19 protein-coding genes are annotated in these 17701 nt (G+C 33.1%); 6 read left to right on the top strand and 13 right to left on the bottom strand.

Annotation, left to right across the window (positions count from 1 at the left end; genetic code table 11):
- Positions 1–21: 21 nt before the first annotated feature.
- The 3 genes from AL499_RS01465 to AL499_RS01455 are packed head-to-tail and all read right to left on the bottom strand — an operon-like array spanning position 22 to position 2019.
- Entirely contained in the window at positions 22–759 is a 738-nt protein-coding gene (locus AL499_RS01465) for a pseudouridine synthase (protein WP_002478163.1), read from the bottom strand.
- A gap of 2 nt (positions 760–761) precedes the next feature.
- On the bottom strand, positions 762–1295 hold the full coding sequence (gene scpB / locus AL499_RS01460; RefSeq protein WP_002492337.1) for an SMC-Scp complex subunit ScpB: 534 nt from the start codon (positions 1293–1295) through the stop codon (positions 762–764).
- Positions 1288–2019 carry a segregation and condensation protein A gene (locus tag AL499_RS01455; protein ID WP_002459061.1) on the bottom strand — a complete coding sequence of 244 codons (732 nt, stop codon included), beginning with the start codon at positions 2017–2019 and terminating at the stop codon, positions 1288–1290. Before AL499_RS01455 ends, scpB begins: the two co-directional genes overlap by 8 nt.
- 93 nt (positions 2020–2112) lie before the next feature.
- On the opposite strand from AL499_RS01455, the gene AL499_RS01450 reads away from it, so the two are divergent.
- The gene (locus tag AL499_RS01450) at positions 2113–2628 is read left to right on the top strand and encodes a DUF309 domain-containing protein (RefSeq protein WP_002478161.1); all 516 of its coding nucleotides are present in this window, start codon (positions 2113–2115) and stop codon (positions 2626–2628) included.
- Positions 2629–2640: 12 nt separating this feature from the next.
- On the opposite strand, the gene xerD is transcribed toward AL499_RS01450, so the two are convergent.
- The 3 genes from xerD to AL499_RS01435 all read right to left on the bottom strand — a co-directional run bounded on the left by xerD (position 2641) and on the right by AL499_RS01435 (position 4682).
- On the bottom strand, positions 2641–3528 hold the full coding sequence (gene xerD / locus AL499_RS01445) for a site-specific tyrosine recombinase XerD (RefSeq protein WP_002478160.1): 888 nt from the start codon (positions 3526–3528) through the stop codon (positions 2641–2643).
- A gap of 38 nt (positions 3529–3566) precedes the next feature.
- Complete coding sequence (gene fur, locus AL499_RS01440; protein ID WP_002459058.1) at positions 3567–4031, bottom strand: ferric iron uptake transcriptional regulator; 465 nt, start codon at positions 4029–4031, stop codon at positions 3567–3569.
- 108 nt (positions 4032–4139) lie between these two features.
- On the bottom strand, positions 4140–4682 hold the full coding sequence (locus AL499_RS01435) for an NUDIX hydrolase (RefSeq protein WP_002478158.1): 543 nt from the start codon (positions 4680–4682) through the stop codon (positions 4140–4142).
- Between the two features lie 83 nt (positions 4683–4765).
- Here AL499_RS01435 and AL499_RS01430 point away from each other — a divergent pair, with 83 nt between their 5' ends.
- Complete coding sequence (locus AL499_RS01430) at positions 4766–5674, top strand: aldo/keto reductase (RefSeq protein ID WP_002492339.1); 909 nt, start codon at positions 4766–4768, stop codon at positions 5672–5674.
- A gap of 165 nt (positions 5675–5839) precedes the next feature.
- Here the strand turns inward: AL499_RS01430 and AL499_RS12615 are convergent, their stop codons facing one another.
- On the bottom strand, positions 5840–6148 hold the full coding sequence (locus AL499_RS12615) for a hypothetical protein (RefSeq protein ID WP_037540399.1): 309 nt from the start codon (positions 6146–6148) through the stop codon (positions 5840–5842).
- Between the two features lie 128 nt (positions 6149–6276).
- The gene (locus AL499_RS01420) at positions 6277–7032 is read right to left on the bottom strand and encodes an SDR family NAD(P)-dependent oxidoreductase (protein ID WP_002491899.1); all 756 of its coding nucleotides are present in this window, start codon (positions 7030–7032) and stop codon (positions 6277–6279) included.
- Positions 7033–7119: 87 nt separating this feature from the next.
- Between AL499_RS01420 and proC the strand changes: the two genes are divergently transcribed.
- Positions 7120–7932, top strand: coding sequence for a pyrroline-5-carboxylate reductase (gene proC, locus AL499_RS01415; RefSeq protein ID WP_002478155.1), 813 nt, complete (start codon positions 7120–7122; stop codon positions 7930–7932).
- An 87-nt stretch (positions 7933–8019) separates the two neighbouring features.
- Here proC and rnz read toward each other — a convergent pair whose 3' ends face one another.
- The gene (gene rnz / locus AL499_RS01410; protein ID WP_002459053.1) at positions 8020–8943 is read right to left on the bottom strand and encodes a ribonuclease Z; all 924 of its coding nucleotides are present in this window, start codon (positions 8941–8943) and stop codon (positions 8020–8022) included.
- Between the two features lie 154 nt (positions 8944–9097).
- On the opposite strand from rnz, the gene zwf reads away from it, so the two are divergent.
- Positions 9098–10582 carry a glucose-6-phosphate dehydrogenase gene (zwf, locus tag AL499_RS01405; protein ID WP_002478153.1) on the top strand — a complete coding sequence of 495 codons (1485 nt, stop codon included), beginning with the start codon at positions 9098–9100 and terminating at the stop codon, positions 10580–10582.
- A 141-nt stretch (positions 10583–10723) separates the two neighbouring features.
- Positions 10724–11605: an AraC family transcriptional regulator gene (locus tag AL499_RS01400; protein ID WP_002491902.1), complete on the top strand. Its 882-nt coding sequence runs from the start codon at positions 10724–10726 to the stop codon at positions 11603–11605.
- Positions 11606–11869: 264 nt separating this feature from the next.
- On the opposite strand, the gene AL499_RS01395 is transcribed toward AL499_RS01400, so the two are convergent.
- From AL499_RS01395 to AL499_RS01380, 4 genes are all read right to left on the bottom strand, one after another.
- A complete protein-coding gene (locus AL499_RS01395; protein WP_037555001.1) occupies positions 11870–13516 on the bottom strand; it encodes a glycoside hydrolase family 13 protein in 1647 nt (548 codons plus the stop codon).
- Between the two features lie 11 nt (positions 13517–13527).
- The gene (locus AL499_RS01390; protein ID WP_002491900.1) at positions 13528–14532 is read right to left on the bottom strand and encodes a LacI family DNA-binding transcriptional regulator; all 1005 of its coding nucleotides are present in this window, start codon (positions 14530–14532) and stop codon (positions 13528–13530) included.
- Between the two features lie 264 nt (positions 14533–14796).
- Positions 14797–16203 carry an NADP-dependent phosphogluconate dehydrogenase gene (gene gndA, locus AL499_RS01385; RefSeq protein WP_037540401.1) on the bottom strand — a complete coding sequence of 469 codons (1407 nt, stop codon included), beginning with the start codon at positions 16201–16203 and terminating at the stop codon, positions 14797–14799.
- Between the two features lie 75 nt (positions 16204–16278).
- Positions 16279–17403 carry a M20/M25/M40 family metallo-hydrolase gene (locus AL499_RS01380; protein ID WP_002492590.1) on the bottom strand — a complete coding sequence of 375 codons (1125 nt, stop codon included), beginning with the start codon at positions 17401–17403 and terminating at the stop codon, positions 16279–16281.
- Between the two features lie 155 nt (positions 17404–17558).
- Between AL499_RS01380 and prli42 the strand changes: the two genes are divergently transcribed.
- Positions 17559–17654: a stressosome-associated protein Prli42 gene (gene prli42 / locus AL499_RS12605; protein ID WP_014533303.1), complete on the top strand. Its 96-nt coding sequence runs from the start codon at positions 17559–17561 to the stop codon at positions 17652–17654.
- Positions 17655–17701: the final 47 nt, after the last annotated feature.

Raw genomic sequence — 17701 nt, 5'->3', positions numbered from 1 at the left:
CAAACTACATGTAACCGCTTACTAATTACCGTTTTCTGCTTGATGACGTAATACTTTTACTTCATGAGGTGTTAATACGCGTCCTTCTCCAGCGTTAAGACCTTTTAAATTTAGTGAACCGAATTGTATACGTGTTAATTTATTAACGCTATGGCCAAAATGCTCAAACATACGACGTACTTGTCGATTTCTTCCTTCACTAATGGTAATCTCAACTAACGTTGTATTTTTGTCTTTATCTTGGCGTTTAATTTTAACAGTAGCGGGTTGAGTTAAACCATCTTCAAGTTCTATTCCTGCTTCAAGTGCTTTTACTTCTTCGCGCATAAGGTAACCTTTGAGTTTGGCAACATATGTTTTTGGTATATGGTACCGTGGATGGGTCATAAGATTAGTGAACTCACCATCATTTGTTAGTAGTAATACTCCGGATGTATCGTAATCTAAACGACCAACAGGATATATTCTAGTATCTAAGTCTTTAAAATAGTCAGTCACAACTGTTCTTCCACGGTCATCTGATACACTAGTAATGACTTGCGCTGGTTTATGAAACAGAATATATATTTTATCTTCTTGTTCCATTTTGATTCCTTCTACTTCAACTTGATCTGATGGTTTTACTTTTGTGCCAAGTTCAGTGACAACTTCTCCATTCACTTTGACTTTACCTTCAGTAATCAATGTTTCAGCTTTTCTTCTAGACGTATAACCACTATTAGCAATTCTTTTTTGCAATCGCTCTAGTTCTTTGCTCATAATCATTCTCCCTTTTGATTAACTAATTGACTAAAGAAATCTTCCATTTCTTCATCATCTTCTTCGGTAGTCGGTAAATCTTCTATTGTTTCTAATCCAAATACATTTAAAAATAATTCAGTTGTATACAAGTGATGGCTTCTTGAATGTTCAACATCTTTAGCTTCAATCATACCACGAGCAACTAATGTTCTAACAGCACCATCTGAATTAATACCTCGTATTAATTCAATATCACTACGTGTAATAGGTTGATTATAAGCAACGATTGATAACGTTTCCATTGCAGCTTGTGATAATTTCATATTTGACTTTTGTTGAACGAGTTTTTCAATATAATTAGCAGCATCTTTTTTTGTAGTTAATACATAAGTTTGACCGTAGTGATGAATTTCTAGTCCATGAGATGAATAATTATCGATTAATTCAATCAATTGTGGTTTAGTAATGTCCAGTATCTCTAGTAATTGTTTTGTGTCAATACCTTCATCGCCAGCTGTATATAATAATGCCTCTAAGATTGCTTGTTTATCCAACTTGATAATTCACTCCCCTTACAATATCAATATCATCAAAATTTTGCTTTTGACTTATGTTTATTATGCCAGCCTTAGACATTTCTAAAATAGCAAGAAAATGCGTAACGACTTGTTCAATTGGTTCATGAAAAGTAAATAAGCTGAAAAAATTAAACGCTGTTTGTGTACGTAATCTTGTCGTTACAATTTCTGTTGCTTCTTCAATAGTGAATGTTTCTTTACTGATTTCTACAGTTTTTGGTGTGTGATACTCAACGCGATTTTTCACTCTTTGATAAGCAACAATCAGTTCTGTCAAATCAATGGTGTTTGATTTATCCCAACTTTCATTAGTTTCTAAATGAGATAAATCTGTCGGATGTTTTGTAAAGTAGAGATCTCGTTCTGCTTTCATACTATCAAGTATTTCTGTATATTCTTTATAGTTTTGATATTCAATTAGTCTACCTACTAAATCTTCACGTGGATCTTCTTCAAATTCTACATGATCATCTGATTGAGGTAGAAGTAATTTACTTTTAATCATTAAGAGTTCAGACGCCATAACGAGATATTCACTAGCAATATTAATTTCTAGACGCTTCATCGTATGTACATATTGCATATATTGCTCAGTTAATGTTTTCATTGGAATGTCATAAACATCTATTTCATATTTCTGAATTAAATGGAGCAATAAATCGAGTGGACCGCTAAAAGCGTCTAATTTTACTTCATACATTTTTATCTACCTCATATTGCATCTATTGTGCATATTTATCAAAAATATTATAGCATGAATAGTAGATATATTTAAAATGAAGGATGTATTTATTTGGAAAAAGCACTTATTGAATTTTTTTATCAATTTCACAGACATCAACATTACTTTTTATGTCATGATATTTTAGAAGATGCATGGAAAGAGCAACCATCATATTCAAAGCAAGATGCTATTGTGAGTTTAATTTTATTTACAACAGCTTCATATCACCATAGACGACATAATTATAAAGGTGCTTTAAAAAGTTATAAAAAAGCACTAGTTACGATATGCAATGCGGTAGAAACACATCAATTACCATTAAACATTGAAGCATACCAACAGCTAATAGAAGAGAAAATTTATCAGGTTACAAAGCAGCATGAGTTTATTCCTATCTATTTGCCTATGACGTCTGAAGCAGAATTAATCGTCAAACGTTTTCATTCAGATTATTTCTTTGAACCAGAAACGTTAACCGATGACTATATTATTCATCACCATAAATTAAGAGATCGCTCTGCTGTAAACCAAGCTAGAATATTAGCTAAAAAGAAAAAGAGTCATAATAAAGATTTTAGTGACTGACATTAATCTTTATTATGCCCTTGGATGATATTGATTATATATTTGCCTGATTTGTGCTTTAGAAACATGAGTATATAATTGCGTAGTTGATATGTCTGAATGTCCAAGCATTTCTTGAACTGCTCTTAAATCAGCACCGTTTTCTAATAAATGTGTTGCAAATGAATGTCTTAAAGTATGTGGCGTTAATGTTTTCGTAATATTTGATTTTATGCCATATTGTTTAATCATTTTCCAAATACCTTGTCGAGATAATGGTTTACCATGCATATTTAAAAACAATACATTCGTAACCGTGCTTTTAAGCAATTGTGGTCGAATCTCCTTCATATAAGTCTTTAAATAATCTATGACAGTATCACCTAATGGAATAATGCGTTCTTTATCACCTTTACCAAACACACGTACAAAGCCCATTATGACATTAATGTTTTCTATTTCAATATGCACGAGTTCGGAAACACGCATACCAGTTGCATACATTAATTCAAGAATTGTGCGATCTCTATAGCCATTTTTTTTAGATAAATCTGGCGCTTCTAATAAACGTACAACTTCATCTATTTCAAGAACATCAGGTAATTTTTTCTCGTATTTCGGTGTTTCAAGTAATACAGTTGGATCTTTTGCGGCATACTTTTCTCGTAATGCAAATTGATGAAAACTTCTAATAGTTGAAATAAAACGAGCTAACGATTTAGCCGAACTTCCTTGATCAATTAAGTAACCTAAACACTCTTGTATCGTTTGACGGTCTATAAAGTCGATATGTTCAATATGTCGTGTTTCAAGATAAAGTTTATATTTATCTAAATCTCTACGATAGGCACCAATCGTATTTGGACTTAATCCCTTTTCAATTTGAATAAATTTTAAATATTCTTCTATGATTGTATTCATGTCATAACCTCTTTAAAACGGGATGTAACAAAGTGTCTTTAAGAGGATTTGTTATCTCCTTTACCTTTAGCTTGACATTCAGCACATATGCCATGAAATGTTAAGCGATGATCTAAAATTTTAAAATTAAATTCAGTTTCCACACGTTCTTCGACTTGTGGTAATAAATCTTCTTCAATTTCATCAACACGACCACACTCCATACAAACTAAATGATGATGAAAATGTTTAGCACCTTCTTTTCTTAAATCGAAGCGGGCAACGCCGTCACCAAAATTAATCTTGTCTACTACTTTTAATTCTGCTAATAATTCTAACGTACGATAGACAGTGGCTAACCCAATTTCTGGAGCACGATCCTTTACCTTCAAATATACATCTTCTGCACTTAAATGGTCCTTTTCATTTTCAATTAAAACGCTCACTGTTGCTTCACGTTGAGGTGTTAATTTATATGAAGATTGTTGTAATTGTTGCTTCACGCGATTTAAACGGTCTTCCACGGAAGCTTCACCCCTCTACTAAAAATTATAATCATTTTAATCTATACTGATAAAATTCTCATTTATAAAGTACCAATATTATCAATAAAACGCAAGTAAGACTGCTTATTATTTAGAATTATTATAATGTAGCAGTAAATATTGTAGTGCGATGATTGTTTTTGCGTCGGTGATTTCATTAGTTGCTAATCGTTGGCTTATCTCTGTTAAAGGTATTTTATGTAATTCGACAAATTCATCATCGTCTAAATGCATCTTGCCAGGTGATAATTTGTCAGTAAAGTAGATAGATAATTTTTCATTTGAAAAGCCAGGAGAACCATACATATCCGTTATATGCACAAGATGTTCAGCAACATACCCTGTCTCTTCAGACAATTCTCTTTTAGCTGCACTTTCAAGTTGCTCTCCTTGTTCTAATTTACCAGCTGGAATTTCTAGTAAAGGTTGCTCAATTGGCTTGCGATATTGTTTAACTAATAAAACTTCATTCTCAGGGGTCACCGCACATACTGCTACGGCACCATTATGATAAATAAGTTCACGTTTGGCTCTTTTGCCATTCGGTAATTCCACTTCATGAAGTTCCAGGTCTATGATTTTCCCATTATAAATAACTGTTCTATCAATGGTCGTTTCTGTAAAGTCCATTATTTATTCACTCCTCTTTCATTTAGATGGATATATTGATAAGATAAATGCGTTAATTAAAGTGTATCGAAAGGAGCTAGGACATGCAAAAAAATATTTTAAAGAGTGGCATAGAAATTTCTGAATTAGGTTTAGGTTGCATGAGTTTAGGAACAAATTTTAAAACTGTTCAATCTATTATTGATTGTGCTATCGAGCATGGTATTACTTACTTTGATACGGCTGATATGTATGACCGTGGAATGAATGAAGAACTTGTAGGGAAAGCACTTAAAAAATACCATAATCGTGGTGATATCATCGTTGGTACAAAAGTAGGTAACCGTCTATTAGATAATGGTCAGACAACTTGGGATCCTTCTAAGAAACATATTAAAGAAGGCGTGAAACAATCGCTGAAGCGTCTAAAAATGGAACATATTGATTTATATCAATTGCATGGTGGGACTATCGATGATCCTATAGATGAAACGATTAGTGCCTTTGATGAATTGAAGCAAGAAGGTATCATACGTTCATACGGTATTTCATCCATTCGTCCAAATGTTATTGACTATTACTTGAAGCATAGTCAAATTGATACAATTATGTCGCAATTTAATCTGATAGATAATCGCCCAGAACGCTTATTAGAACAAATCCATGCAAAGCAAGTTAAGTTACTCGCTCGTGGCCCCGTATTTAAAGGATTATTAACTGCTAATAGTATTGATGTATTAGATAGTAAATTTCATGAAGGTATATTTGACTATACGCATCATGATTTAGGTGAAACAATTGCTTCTATTAAAGAAATTGATAATAATTTAAGTGCGTTATCATTTAACTATTTAGTGTCACATGATGCATTAGGATCTATTATTGTTGGCGCAAGTTCAGTGAAGCAACTTGAAGAAAATGTGCATAATTATTTAATTAAACTTAGTTTAGACAAAGTTAAAGCAGCGCGTCATCGTGTAAAAAATATAGAATATACGCAGCATTTAACTTAGGAAAACAGCTTGGACATCAAAAATAAAATATTAGCGCAAAGAGAGCGGAACAGAATTTATTATAAATTCGTAGTCCTGCCCTGATAAGGTTGACTAGGATTGAAAAAAGCTTGATTTAAACATATTTTCAATCCTAGTCAACTATTGCCAATATTAGTTCATAAGTTAAGACATCATGATGTCCCAGACTTTTTGCGCTTCTTTTATATTCAACAATTTGTATTTTATTGGTTCGTCTTCATAGGGCGCTGTCTCATCCTCCCCACCCCAACTTGCTTTGCTTGGTGAAATGCTTTTTGCATTTCTCTTTGTTGGGGCCCCACCCCAACTTGCTTTGCTTGGTGAAATGCTTTTGCATTTCTCTTTGTTGGGGCCCCGGCACTGTTTTCTCATGAGTTTTGTTATAAATATTATGTATTTACATGTCATTTTACGGTGAAGTGCTTTTAAAAAAGTATGGCGCTTTTGTATCATTTAATATTCGTTAATAATCGCAATGAATGAGGTGCCTTATGAATAAGAATAATGACATGAAGCAACATATGTTATCAATAGAAATATCAGTTTTAACATCTTTAATGTTTAGCCTACAAATTATTGCATTACATTTTATTTTTAAATAATGGTGCAAAAATACGTTCAAATGTTCTTGGAGCAAGTTGATATATTTTGAGCAGTTGATGCATCCATGTCGGTTGATTTATTTCTTGCTCTTTTCTAATTATGCCTTTAATAACTCGGTGTGCTAACTGTTCAGGTTCAATCATTAGACGACTATACTTTGTTGCATATGTCATCGTGGGGTCTGCTTTTTTATGAAATGGCGTTCGAATCGGACCAGCATTAACAACCATAATGTGTAATTCAGGTGATTCTATTCTTAATGCGTTTAACGAAGCGTTTAAAGCTGCTTTAGATGCACTGTAATGTGCGGCATGTGCTTGAGTAACAAAAGCAGCTTGGCTTGAAATAGCTACGATTGACGCCCCATTAACTAAATAAGGTGCTAAACCATAAAAGAGCAAATGAAATCCAAGTAAATTAACTGCATAAGTTTCTATCATTTCCTTATTTGAATGAGCGGCTATAGATTTAAAGTAACCTAAACCTGAGCTATAAATAATGCCATCAATAGTTTCTGACCATTGAGAAGCAAGTGCTATAATGTCATTTTGTTGTTCTAAATCACAACATATTGTTTGAATATGTCCTTTGTATTTATTTAACGACAATGATTGATACTTCTCTATGTCTCTTATGATTAAGGTCACTTTTGCGCCATGACTTAGCAATGCTTTTACAATTTCTAAACCTAAGCCACTTGTTCCTCCAGTTACAACATAATGTTTACCTATCATTTTGTTCTCCTTTTAGTATCAATTTCGACCATATTTTATAGTTATGTTACTATGTATCTATCAAAAGGGGAAGGAATTGATATAATAATGAAACTTGTTTTTTATGGTGCAGGTAATATGGCTCAAGCTATTTTCACAGGTATTATTAATGCAAATAAGTTAGAATCAAATGACATTTATCTTACGAATAAATCTAATGAAGAGCGCCTTAAAACATTTTCAACTCGCTTAGGTGTTGAATATAGTTATGATGATGCAGCTTTATTAAAAGGTGCAGATTATGTTTTTTTAGGAACAAAACCACATGATTTTGAAACTGTTGCCAAACGCATTCGTCCATATATACAAGATAATAATCGCTTTATATCAATCATGGCAGGACTGCCTATTGATTATATTAAACAGCAACTTGAAGTTAATCAGCCAGTAGCGCGTATCATGCCTAATACAAATGCGCAAGTGGGTCATTCAGTCACAGGTATTAGCTTTTCAAATAATTTTGGACCAACTGCTAAGCAAGAAGTGATTGATTTGGTAAACGCCTTTGGTTCTGTAATAGAAGTTGACGAAAGTCATTTACATCAAGTGACAGCAATTACTGGAAGTGGTCCAGCTTTCCTTTACCATGTATTTGAACAATATGTCAAAGCCGGGACAAATCTTGGTTTAGAGAAGCGTCAAGTAGAAGAATCAATCCGTAATCTTATAATTGGTACGAGTAAGATGATTGAACGTTCAGATTTAAGTATGGAACAACTTAGAAAAAATATTACATCCAAGGGTGGTACTACGCAAGCAGGGTTAGATGCGCTTGCAGAGCATAATATATCGGGTATATTTGAAGACTGTTTAAATGCGGCTGTTAAAAGAAGTATAGAATTATCTAAAAATGATAACTAATACAATTAAAACATTAAATAGAGTAGCATAGAAATCTTTAAGTTAAACTGATTTTCTGTGCTACTCTATTTTATATATTATTTATTTTTATTCAATTTTGAAAGTGTCGAAATCGTTTACAAATATGAAATTAGGTACATTGTCTTGCTGCAAAAGATGATTATAAATGTGATGAATATCCTCTTTATTATAGCGATTACTCATATGAGTGATTAATGTTTGCTTAACATGTGCCTGATGAATAAGCTGAAATACATCATCTATATGACTATGATGATAGTTATTTGCTAATACTTTATCCCCTTCTATGTATGTAGCTTCATGAATCATTAACTGAGCGTCCTGTGCTATGATTTTCTCGTTGGCACATGGCTTAGTATCTCCAAATATTGCTATGATTGGACCTGGTTTTGCTAATCCTTTAAAGTCTTGGGATTTATAAATAATATTATTAAATTCAAATGTATCGTTATCCTTAACTTCTTGGTATTTAGGACCTGGCTCAAGTCCGAGTGCTTTCAAAGCTTCGACATTAATTTTACCTGGTGTTGTAGGCGCTTCAACTCTGTAACCATAAGATACAATGCCATGGTTTAGAACCTTTGCAGTTACCTTAAACCCATTATGATGATAACTAAACCCATCGTCGATTTCTATAAAAGTAATTGGATAATTCAAGTGAGATTCAGATAAGCTTAAAGTTGTTTCAACAAATGCCTTGATTCCATGAGGGCCAACCAAAGTTAAAGGTTTACTTTCTCCTCCTTGAAATGAGCGACTTGTTAATAAACCTGGTAATCCAAAAATATGATCGCCGTGCATATGCGTTATAAAAATATGATCAACTTTACCGAGTTTAATGGAATGATGTAAAATTTGATGTTGTGTTCCTTCGCCTACATCAAATAGCCATATTGAATTAGAGTAAGGTTCCAAATTTAAAGCAATTGCTTGTGTATTTCTTTCTTTTGTAGGCAAGCCTGCGCTCGTACCAAAAAACGTTACTTCCATGCATATGCCTCCTTTACTTCAATATATTTTATCATAAGTAATGACAATTGTTATAATAAGAAATAAAGTATAATATAAGCAAAAAGATATGAATACCTGTCCCTTTTATTTTATAATAAGAAAATCATATCCCTAAAGAATTGAGGTTTTGATCTTGAGTACAAAAAACAAACATATTCCTTGTTTAATTACAATTTTTGGAGCAACTGGTGATTTAAGTCACAGAAAGCTTTTCCCATCTCTTTTCCATTTATTTCAACAAAATAATCTTGATGAACATATTGCTATCATCGGAATTGGTCGCCGAGATTTAACAAATGATGAATTTCGTCAACAAGTTGCATCTTCTATACAGCACCATGTAGGCAATACAGACTTATTAGATGAATTTATGACGCATGTCTATTATCATCGTCATGATGTCAATGATGAGGCAAGTTATCAATCGTTGTTAACTTTTTCAAATGAATTAGATAAGCAATATCAATTACAAGGTAATCGCCTATTCTATTTAGCTATGGCACCTCAATTCTTTGGTATTATTTCAGATTTCTTAAAAACATCTGGTCTTACTAATACACATGGTTTCAAACGTCTAGTTATAGAAAAACCATTTGGCAGTGATTTGAAATCTGCAGAATCTTTAAACAAACAAATTAGAAGATCGTTCAAAGAAGAAGAAATATATAGAATTGATCATTATTTAGGTAAAGATATGGTGCAAAACATTGAAGTGTTAAGATTTGCCAACGCGATGTTTGAGCCTTTATGGAATAATAAATATATTTCAAATATTCAAGTAACATCATCAGAATTATTAGGTGTTGAAGATCGTGGAGGATACTATGAATCAAGTGGTGCATTAAAAGATATGGTGCAAAACCATATGCTTCAAATGGTGGCTTTACTTGCCATGGAAGCACCTATTAGTTTAAAAAGCGAAGATATACGTGCCGAAAAGGTAAAAGTATTAAAATCTTTACGTAAATTAGAGCCAGAAGAAGTTAAACAAAACTTTGTACGTGGCCAATATGGTGAAGGTTATATTGATAATAAGCCAGTTAAGGCTTATAGAGATGAGGATCGAGTAGCAAATGATTCTAACACGCCAACGTTTGTGTCAGGTAAATTAATGATAGATAACTTTAGATGGGCTGGTGTACCGTTTTATATCCGTACAGGCAAACGTATGAAGTCAAAAACAATTCAAGTTGTAGTTGAGTTTAAAGAAGTTCCAATGAATTTATATTATGAATCAGATAAGCTGTTAGATTCTAACTTATTAGTCATTAATATCCAACCAAATGAAGGTATTTCACTGCATTTAAACGCTAAAAAAAGCATCCAAGGTATCGAAACTGAACCAGTTCAACTATCTTATGCAATGAGTGCTCAAGATAAAATGAACACAGTTGACGCGTATGAAAACTTACTTTTTGATTGTCTAAAAGGAGATGCGACTAACTTCACGCATTGGGAAGAATTAAAATCAACATGGAAATTTGTCGATATCATTCAAGAAGAATGGACATTAAATGATCCTGTATTTCCTAATTATGAATCTGGAACTAATGGTCCGCTTGAAAGCGATTTATTATTAAGCCGAGATGGTAATCACTGGTGGGACGATATTCAATAAAAACATAAAGAGCAGCATATCGTTTTATGTATTCGAGTGCTGTTCTTTTATTTTTAAATTAATGTGACCGTAATTGGTGTATATTTAGTGAAATTATTGTAAAATATAATGTAATGATTGAAATTTATTGGAGTGAAAGTTTTGGACGTTATTAAGCAGCTACAACAGGCCATTGTTTATATTGAAGACCGCATTACCGAGCCGTTTAATTTGCAGGAATTAAGTGATTACGTTGGTCTTTCACCTTACCATCTCGACCAATCATTTAAAATGATTGTGGGTTTATCTCCATCAAATTATGCTCAAGCAAGAAAAATGACACTTGCAGCAGAAGATATGATACAAAATTCATCACGTCTTGTTGATGTTGCAAAAAAGTATCAATATGCTAATGCAAATGATTTTGCAAATGATTTTAGTCGTTTTCATGGTCTCTCACCTATTCAAGCATCTACTAAAAAAAATGAACTTAAAATTCAAAAAAGAGTATACATAAAATTATCTACAACAGAGCGTGAACCATTTCCCTATAGATTAGAAGAAACCAGCGATATTGCGCTGGTTGGGCATGCACGATATATTAATACAAACCAACTGTCCAATCCATTTAATGTTCCAGACTTTTTAGAAGATTTATACCTTGATGGTAAGATTAAAGATTTATTAAAGTATAATAATGTAAGCCCTTATGAATTATTTGTCATTAGTTGTCCTTTAGACAACGGGTTGGAAATATTTGTCGGCGTTCCTAGTGATCGATACCCGATGCATTTAGAAAGTAGACGCTTACCTGGTCGTCATTATGCAAAGTTTAATCTGCACGGTGAGATAGATTATGCTGTAAATGAAGCATGGCATTTTATTGAAACGAGTTTGCAATTAACATTGCCTTATGAACGAGATAGCCTTTATGTCGAGATATATCCACATGAGATATCTTTTGAACAGCCAACTAAAATTCAACTTTGGTTACCAATACAACAAGAAACATATCATGTAGATTCAGAAGATGAAATAGAATAATGTGACAAACGACAAGTCTGGGACATAAAGTTCTTGGACAAATAAAAAAGCAATTTCTATTGAAATAATATAGGAACTGGCCTTTTTTAAGTATGTTGATGTGAAATTACGCATAAATGAGATGTATTTTTGCAAGACCCTTTGCGGTACAGAATTCATAATGAATTCGTAGTCCCGCCCCGGCAAGGTTGACTAGGATTGAAAAAGCTTGGTATTAGCGTATTTTCAATCCAGTCAACTACTGCCAATATTATAGTGGTCAAACTAAAGTTCTGCAACAAAACATTCATATGGTTGGACTTTTTCCAGAATTACTTCACTTGGATAATTGTGTAATTTAATCTTGGCATGCGTAATATCAAATGGTAAATTAAGTTTTGCTTCAGTTTTTGTTAAATTAGCTGCTACTACAACAGTTTTATCTCCAAGTGTGCGTGTGTATGCAAATATTTTAGAATTATCAGCATCTACTAAATCAAATTGACCATAAGTATAAATGTCATCAGATTTTTTTAATTTAATTAACTTTTTATAAAAATTCAATACAGAATGTTCATTACTTAATTGCTCTTTAACATTAATCGTTTTATAGTTAGGATTGACTGGAAACCATGGTTGCCCTTCTGTAAATCCACCATTCACACTATCATCCCATTGCATTGGTGTACGCGCGTTATCACGATTTTCCATTTTATACTTGTCTAGTAGTTTTTCAACGTCTCCACCTGACTTTTTCACAATTTGATATTCATTTTTTACAGCTATATCATTAAATGTCTCTATGCTTTCAAATGGATAGTTGGTCATACCTATTTCTTGTCCTTGATAGATAAATGGTGTACCTTGTTGTAAGAAATAAACTACAGCGTGGCTTGTCGCCGACTCATACCAATATTTTTCATCATCTCCCCATGTTGAAACTCTACGTGGTTGGTCATGATTTTCAATAAATAATGCATTCCACCCTATGCCTTCGAGACGTTTTTGCCAATGATTTAAGACATTTTTGTAGGCGTTGACATTAAATTTTTGATCTCCTGTTGACCATAATCCGAGATGTTCAAATTGAAAAATCATATTAAATTTTCCTTCGTCCTCGCCTACCCATTCTTCTGCATTATCTGGATTAACACCATTTGCTTCACCCACTGTCATAATATCATAATGACTCAAAGATTTATCTTTCATTTCCTGAAGCCACGCTTGTATACCTGGTTGATTCATATCAACATCAAAGGCAGGTGCATAGGATTTACCAATTGGAACTGGTAAATCCCCTGCTTCAAATGTTTTCTTAATATGAGTAATTGCATCAACTCGAAATCCATCAATTCCTTTATCAAACCACCAATTCATCATGTCGAATATGACTGTTCTTACTTCAGGATTATGCCAATTTAAATCGGGTTGTTTTTTACTAAATAGATGGAAATAATATTGTTGTGTTTGAGTATCATATTCCCAAGTAGATCCATTAAAGATACTTTCCCAGTTATTTGGCTCTGAACCGTCTTCTTTAGGATCTCGCCATATATACCAATCGCGTTTGGGGTTATTCTTGCTTGATTTTGATTCTATAAACCATGGATGCTCATCAGAAGTATGATTAACGACTAAGTCTAAAATCAATTTCATATCACGTGCATGAATTTCATTTAACAGTTGATCAAAGTCAGACATTGTACCAAATTCATCCATGATTGCTTGATAATCACTTATATCATACCCATTATCATCATTAGGTGATTGATACATTGGACTTAACCAAATGACATCAATGCCTAAATCTTTTAAGTAATCTAACTTAGCAATGAGACCGGGTAAATCCCCGATACCATCATTATTACTGTCATTAAAGCTTCTAGGATACACTTGATATGCGACCGCTTCTTTCCACCAATTTCTTTTAATTGACATAGTACCTACTCCTTTATATTTATTTGAGTTGATTGACGTTGAATGATTGATGTTGGTATATAGATGTTTTGATTTTCTACATTAGATACTTGTTGTTGTGCTAATAGATTAATGATTTGTGTTGCAGCAGTTTGTCCTAAACATTCTGTATTTATATTGATACACGTTTGTGGGGGTGAAGCACTTTCGGTTATAAATGAATAATTAAATGTTGCAGTGCCTATATCTTTTGGAATAAACACATGATTATCATATAACACGCTTAAAAGATGTAGATTAAGCATTGCATCTGAAGTGATAATAGCATGAGGTAATTGCTGTAAGCATAATAAGTATTTGACAAATTGTTGTAAATCTAGGCGCTGATTTGATATGTTGTGCACTTTGGGATATAAACTCGCATCGATCATTGCTTGTTGATAGCCAATTGTTCGATCTGCGGAAACTGCATAATTACCTTTTTCGGACAAAAATAGAATATCTTGATAGCCTTGTAGGATTAACCAATCAGTTAGTTTATATGCTGCTTCAATATTATCATTATCAATATGGATGACATCATTTTTATTATAATTTTTACCAATAACAACAAACGGTATACCTAGATTAACTAATAATTGAAAGATAGGATCATTTTCTTTGGAATAAAGTAATATAAATCCATCCACCTTTTTGCTATCTATAAAATATTGAACCTCTTTTAACAAATCTTTTTCATTATTTGAAACTGTTGTATTGGTAGCATAATTAAATTGATTACATGTGTTACTTATGCCAGTAATCACATCATTATAGAATGGATTTTGGCGCAATAGATTTGTTTCACTTTTGAAGATAAGACCGATTGTATTTGTTTTTTTAGTTATAAGTGTACGTGCAGCTTGATTAGGGAAGTAATTTAATTCATCCATCGCTGTTTGTACCTTTTGAATAGTGGCTAAACTAATTTTCTTGTTACCTTTAATGACTCTTGAAACAGTTGATGGTGAGACATTTGCATACCTTGCCACGTCTTTAATTGTTACCGTAAAATCACCTCTTTTATAGTAAGCGCTTTCAATAGAAATTCTATAACATTTAATAGGTAAAAGTAAAATAATTATGCAAACGTTTGCACAGAATGATAAGAAGGGAGCGGGACTACGAATTCATAATGAATTCTGTCCCGCTCCGGCAAGGTTGACTAGGAATGACAAAAGCTTAGTGTAAGCTTATTTTAAATCCAATCAATAGTGCATAGCCTAAAACATACTAATATCCTAGACTCTTAAATATTATTCTTCAACCCATTGTGTATGGAATACGCCTTCTTTGTCTTTACGTTCATAAGTATGAGCGCCAAAGTAATCGCGTTGAGCTTGGATTAAGTTAGCAGGTAAGTTCTCTGAACGATAACTATCATAGTAATTAATACTAGCTGAGAAACCTGGTGTAGGCACGCCATTACGAACACCTGTAGCTACGACATCTCTTAATGCATCTTGATATTCAGTTACAATACCTTTAAAGTAAGGGTCTAATAATAAATTTTGTAATTCTGAATTATTATCATATGCATCTTTAATTTTTTGCAAGAATTGTGCACGGATGATACAACCTTCGCGCCAAATCATAGCTAAATCGCCCAATTTAAGATTCCATTCGTTTTCTTCACTTGCTTTGCGCATTTGAGCAAAACCTTGAGCATAAGAACAAATTTTACTCATATATAAAGCTTTACGAATTTTTTCTAAGAATTCATCTTTGTCACCGTCAAATGTAGCGTTTGGTCCATTTAATAATTTGGAAGCATTGACACGTTCTTCTTTTATGGATGAAATAAAACGAGCAAATACTGATTCTGTAATAATTGTTAATGGAATACCCAATTCTAACGCGTTAATCGATGTCCATTTACCAGTTCCTTTTTGGCCAGCAGTATCAAGAATTTTTTCTACTAAAGCATCATGACTTTCGTCTAATTTTGTAAAGATATCTCCAGTGATTTCGATTAAATAGCTTTCTAATTCACCAGCATTCCAATCTTTGAATGTTTTCGAAATCTCTACATGTGACATACCTAATAGGTCTTTCATCATAGCATAACTTTCCGCGATTAATTGCATATCGGCATATTCAATACCGTTATGGACCATTTTCACGTAATGGCCTGCACCATTAGGACCAATATATTCTACACAAGAAGCACCGTCTTTAGCTTTCGCAGCTATAGCATCTAAAATATCACTTACTTTATTGTATGCTGCTTCTTGTCCACCAGGCATCAAAGAAGGACCAGTAAGAGCCCCTACTTCTCCACCAGATACACCCATGCCTATGAAATTAATGCCGCTTTGGGCTAACGCTTTATTTCGACGAATCGTATCTTGGTAATTTGTATTTCCTCCGTCAATAAGAATATCATCATCATCTAATAAAGGTAACAAACTATCTATAGTTGCATCTGTAGCAGGACCAGCTTTTACCATGAGTAAAATTTTACGAGGTTTTTCTAGGGACTTAACAAACTCCTCTAAACTATAAGTTGGATGAATATTTTTTCCTTTTGATTCTTCTACCATTTCATCCGTTTTTTGTCTAGAACGGTTAAACACAGAAACACTGTAACCGCGTGATTCTATATTCCACGCCAAGTTTTTCCCCATTACTGCCAAACCTACTACACCGATTTGTTGTGTCATATTACTTACCTCTCTTGTTCAATTTTTCATTAGTATTGTATCATATATTATGAGTATACTTCATCTTACATAAACTTACTTAGCTACATTTTCAACGATTTTAATTAGTTGCTCAGTTAATTGACATAAAGCAGTCACTGAAATTCTTTCTGATGTAGTGTGGATGGCTTCATAACCAACGCCTAATATCACAGTAGGAATGCCTAACATATTGATTATACTTCCATCTGAACCGCCACCTGAAATTACAGTATCTCCAGATAAGCCTAATGCATGGGCACTATTTACAGCAATTTGAGTGACAAGTGCGTCGTCGGGAATTTTAAAACCAGGATAACTTTTTACTACATTTACTTCAGCAGCGCCACCCAATGCTTTAGCTGTAGATTCAAACGTTTCTTTCATATGATGTATTTGTTGTTTGATCATTGTATCGGAATGAGATCTTGCTTCTGCCTCTAAAACAACTTCGTCAGCAACAATATTTGTAGCAGAGCCACCATGAAATTTACCAATATTAGCTGTAGTCACATTATCAATTTGGCCTAATTTCATCTTACTAATTGCTTTTGCAGCAATATTAATCGCACTAACACCTTTATTAGGAGTACTTGCATGCGCTGTTTTACCTTTAATGATTGCCTCTAAAAGCATTTGAGTAGGTGCACCAGTTACGGTTGTGCCAACATCTACACTAGCATCTACAGCAAAACCATAATCAGCATCTAAAAGACTGTCATCAAGTGCTTTAGCTCCTAATAATCCTGATTCTTCCCCTACGGTAATAATGAATTGAATTTGTCCATGTAAAATATTGTGTTCTTGGATGTGCCGAATCATTTCTATAATAGCTGCTAATCCTGCTTTATCGTCAGCCCCTAAAACCGTAGTACCATCAGAATAAATATAGCCGTCTTCTTTAATTTCAGGTTGAATATTTACACCAGGAACGACGGTATCCATATGACTCGTAAAATAAATTTTATCAATATCTCTATTCGTATTATTACTTGGTAATGTACAAATTAAATTGTTTGCACCTAAACCATCATGCTGACTGGCTTGATCTTCAATTACATTTAACCCTAATTGTTTTAATTTAGTTTTTAATATGGGTTGAATTACTGATTCATGACCCGTTTCTGAGTCGATTTGTACCAATTCTAAAAATGTATCAACTAATCGCGATTGGTTAATCACCTTGCCCACTCCTTCTTCTAAAACTTATGATTATAGTTTAACTGACTTGAGTTAACAGAGAAAATATAATGATTGCCATTTTGAAGTAAATCATATAAGGTTATTTTATATATAAATTTTATAACATTATCATACAGTGTTAAGGAGCGTTTCAATTGAATAACAAAGTTTTAAGAGTTATTATTATCGTCATGTTGGTTGCAGTTGTGGCAGCATTATTATTAACAAGTTTAGTGCCATTTATGCAATAAAATACAGGCATGTTGTAATGACATTGTGTCATGCAAGCATGCCTGTA

Origin of the sequence: Staphylococcus lugdunensis, assembly GCF_001558775.1 — a bacterium.
In the GTDB taxonomy this organism is placed as follows: Bacteria; Bacillota; Bacilli; order Staphylococcales; family Staphylococcaceae; genus Staphylococcus; species Staphylococcus lugdunensis.
Note: the sequence above shows the minus strand (reverse complement) of the source record. Positions and strands in the feature narration are given on the sequence as shown.

What these genes read in the sequence shown, in the direction of transcription:
- AL499_RS01430 (WP_002492339.1), top strand. Translation starts at nt 4,766, where the DNA reads ATGCAAAAAAATATTTTAAAGAGTGGCATAGAAATTTCTGAATTAGGT.
- rnz (WP_002459053.1), bottom strand. Translation starts at nt 8,943, where the DNA reads ATGGAAGTAACGTTTTTTGGTACGAGCGCAGGCTTGCCTACAAAAGAA.
- xerD (WP_002478160.1), bottom strand. Translation starts at nt 3,528, where the DNA reads ATGAATACAATCATAGAAGAATATTTAAAATTTATTCAAATTGAAAAG.
- AL499_RS01455 (WP_002459061.1), bottom strand. Translation starts at nt 2,019, where the DNA reads ATGTATGAAGTAAAATTAGACGCTTTTAGCGGTCCACTCGATTTATTG.
- AL499_RS01435 (WP_002478158.1), bottom strand. Translation starts at nt 4,682, where the DNA reads ATGGACTTTACAGAAACGACCATTGATAGAACAGTTATTTATAATGGG.
- AL499_RS12615 (WP_037540399.1), bottom strand. Translation starts at nt 6,148, where the DNA reads ATGATACAAAAGCGCCATACTTTTTTAAAAGCACTTCACCGTAAAATG.
- proC (WP_002478155.1), top strand. Translation starts at nt 7,120, where the DNA reads ATGAAACTTGTTTTTTATGGTGCAGGTAATATGGCTCAAGCTATTTTC.
- AL499_RS01465 (WP_002478163.1), bottom strand. Translation starts at nt 759, where the DNA reads ATGAGCAAAGAACTAGAGCGATTGCAAAAAAGAATTGCTAATAGTGGT.
- gndA (WP_037540401.1), bottom strand. Translation starts at nt 16,203, where the DNA reads ATGACACAACAAATCGGTGTAGTAGGTTTGGCAGTAATGGGGAAAAAC.
- AL499_RS01420 (WP_002491899.1), bottom strand. Translation starts at nt 7,032, where the DNA reads ATGATAGGTAAACATTATGTTGTAACTGGAGGAACAAGTGGCTTAGGT.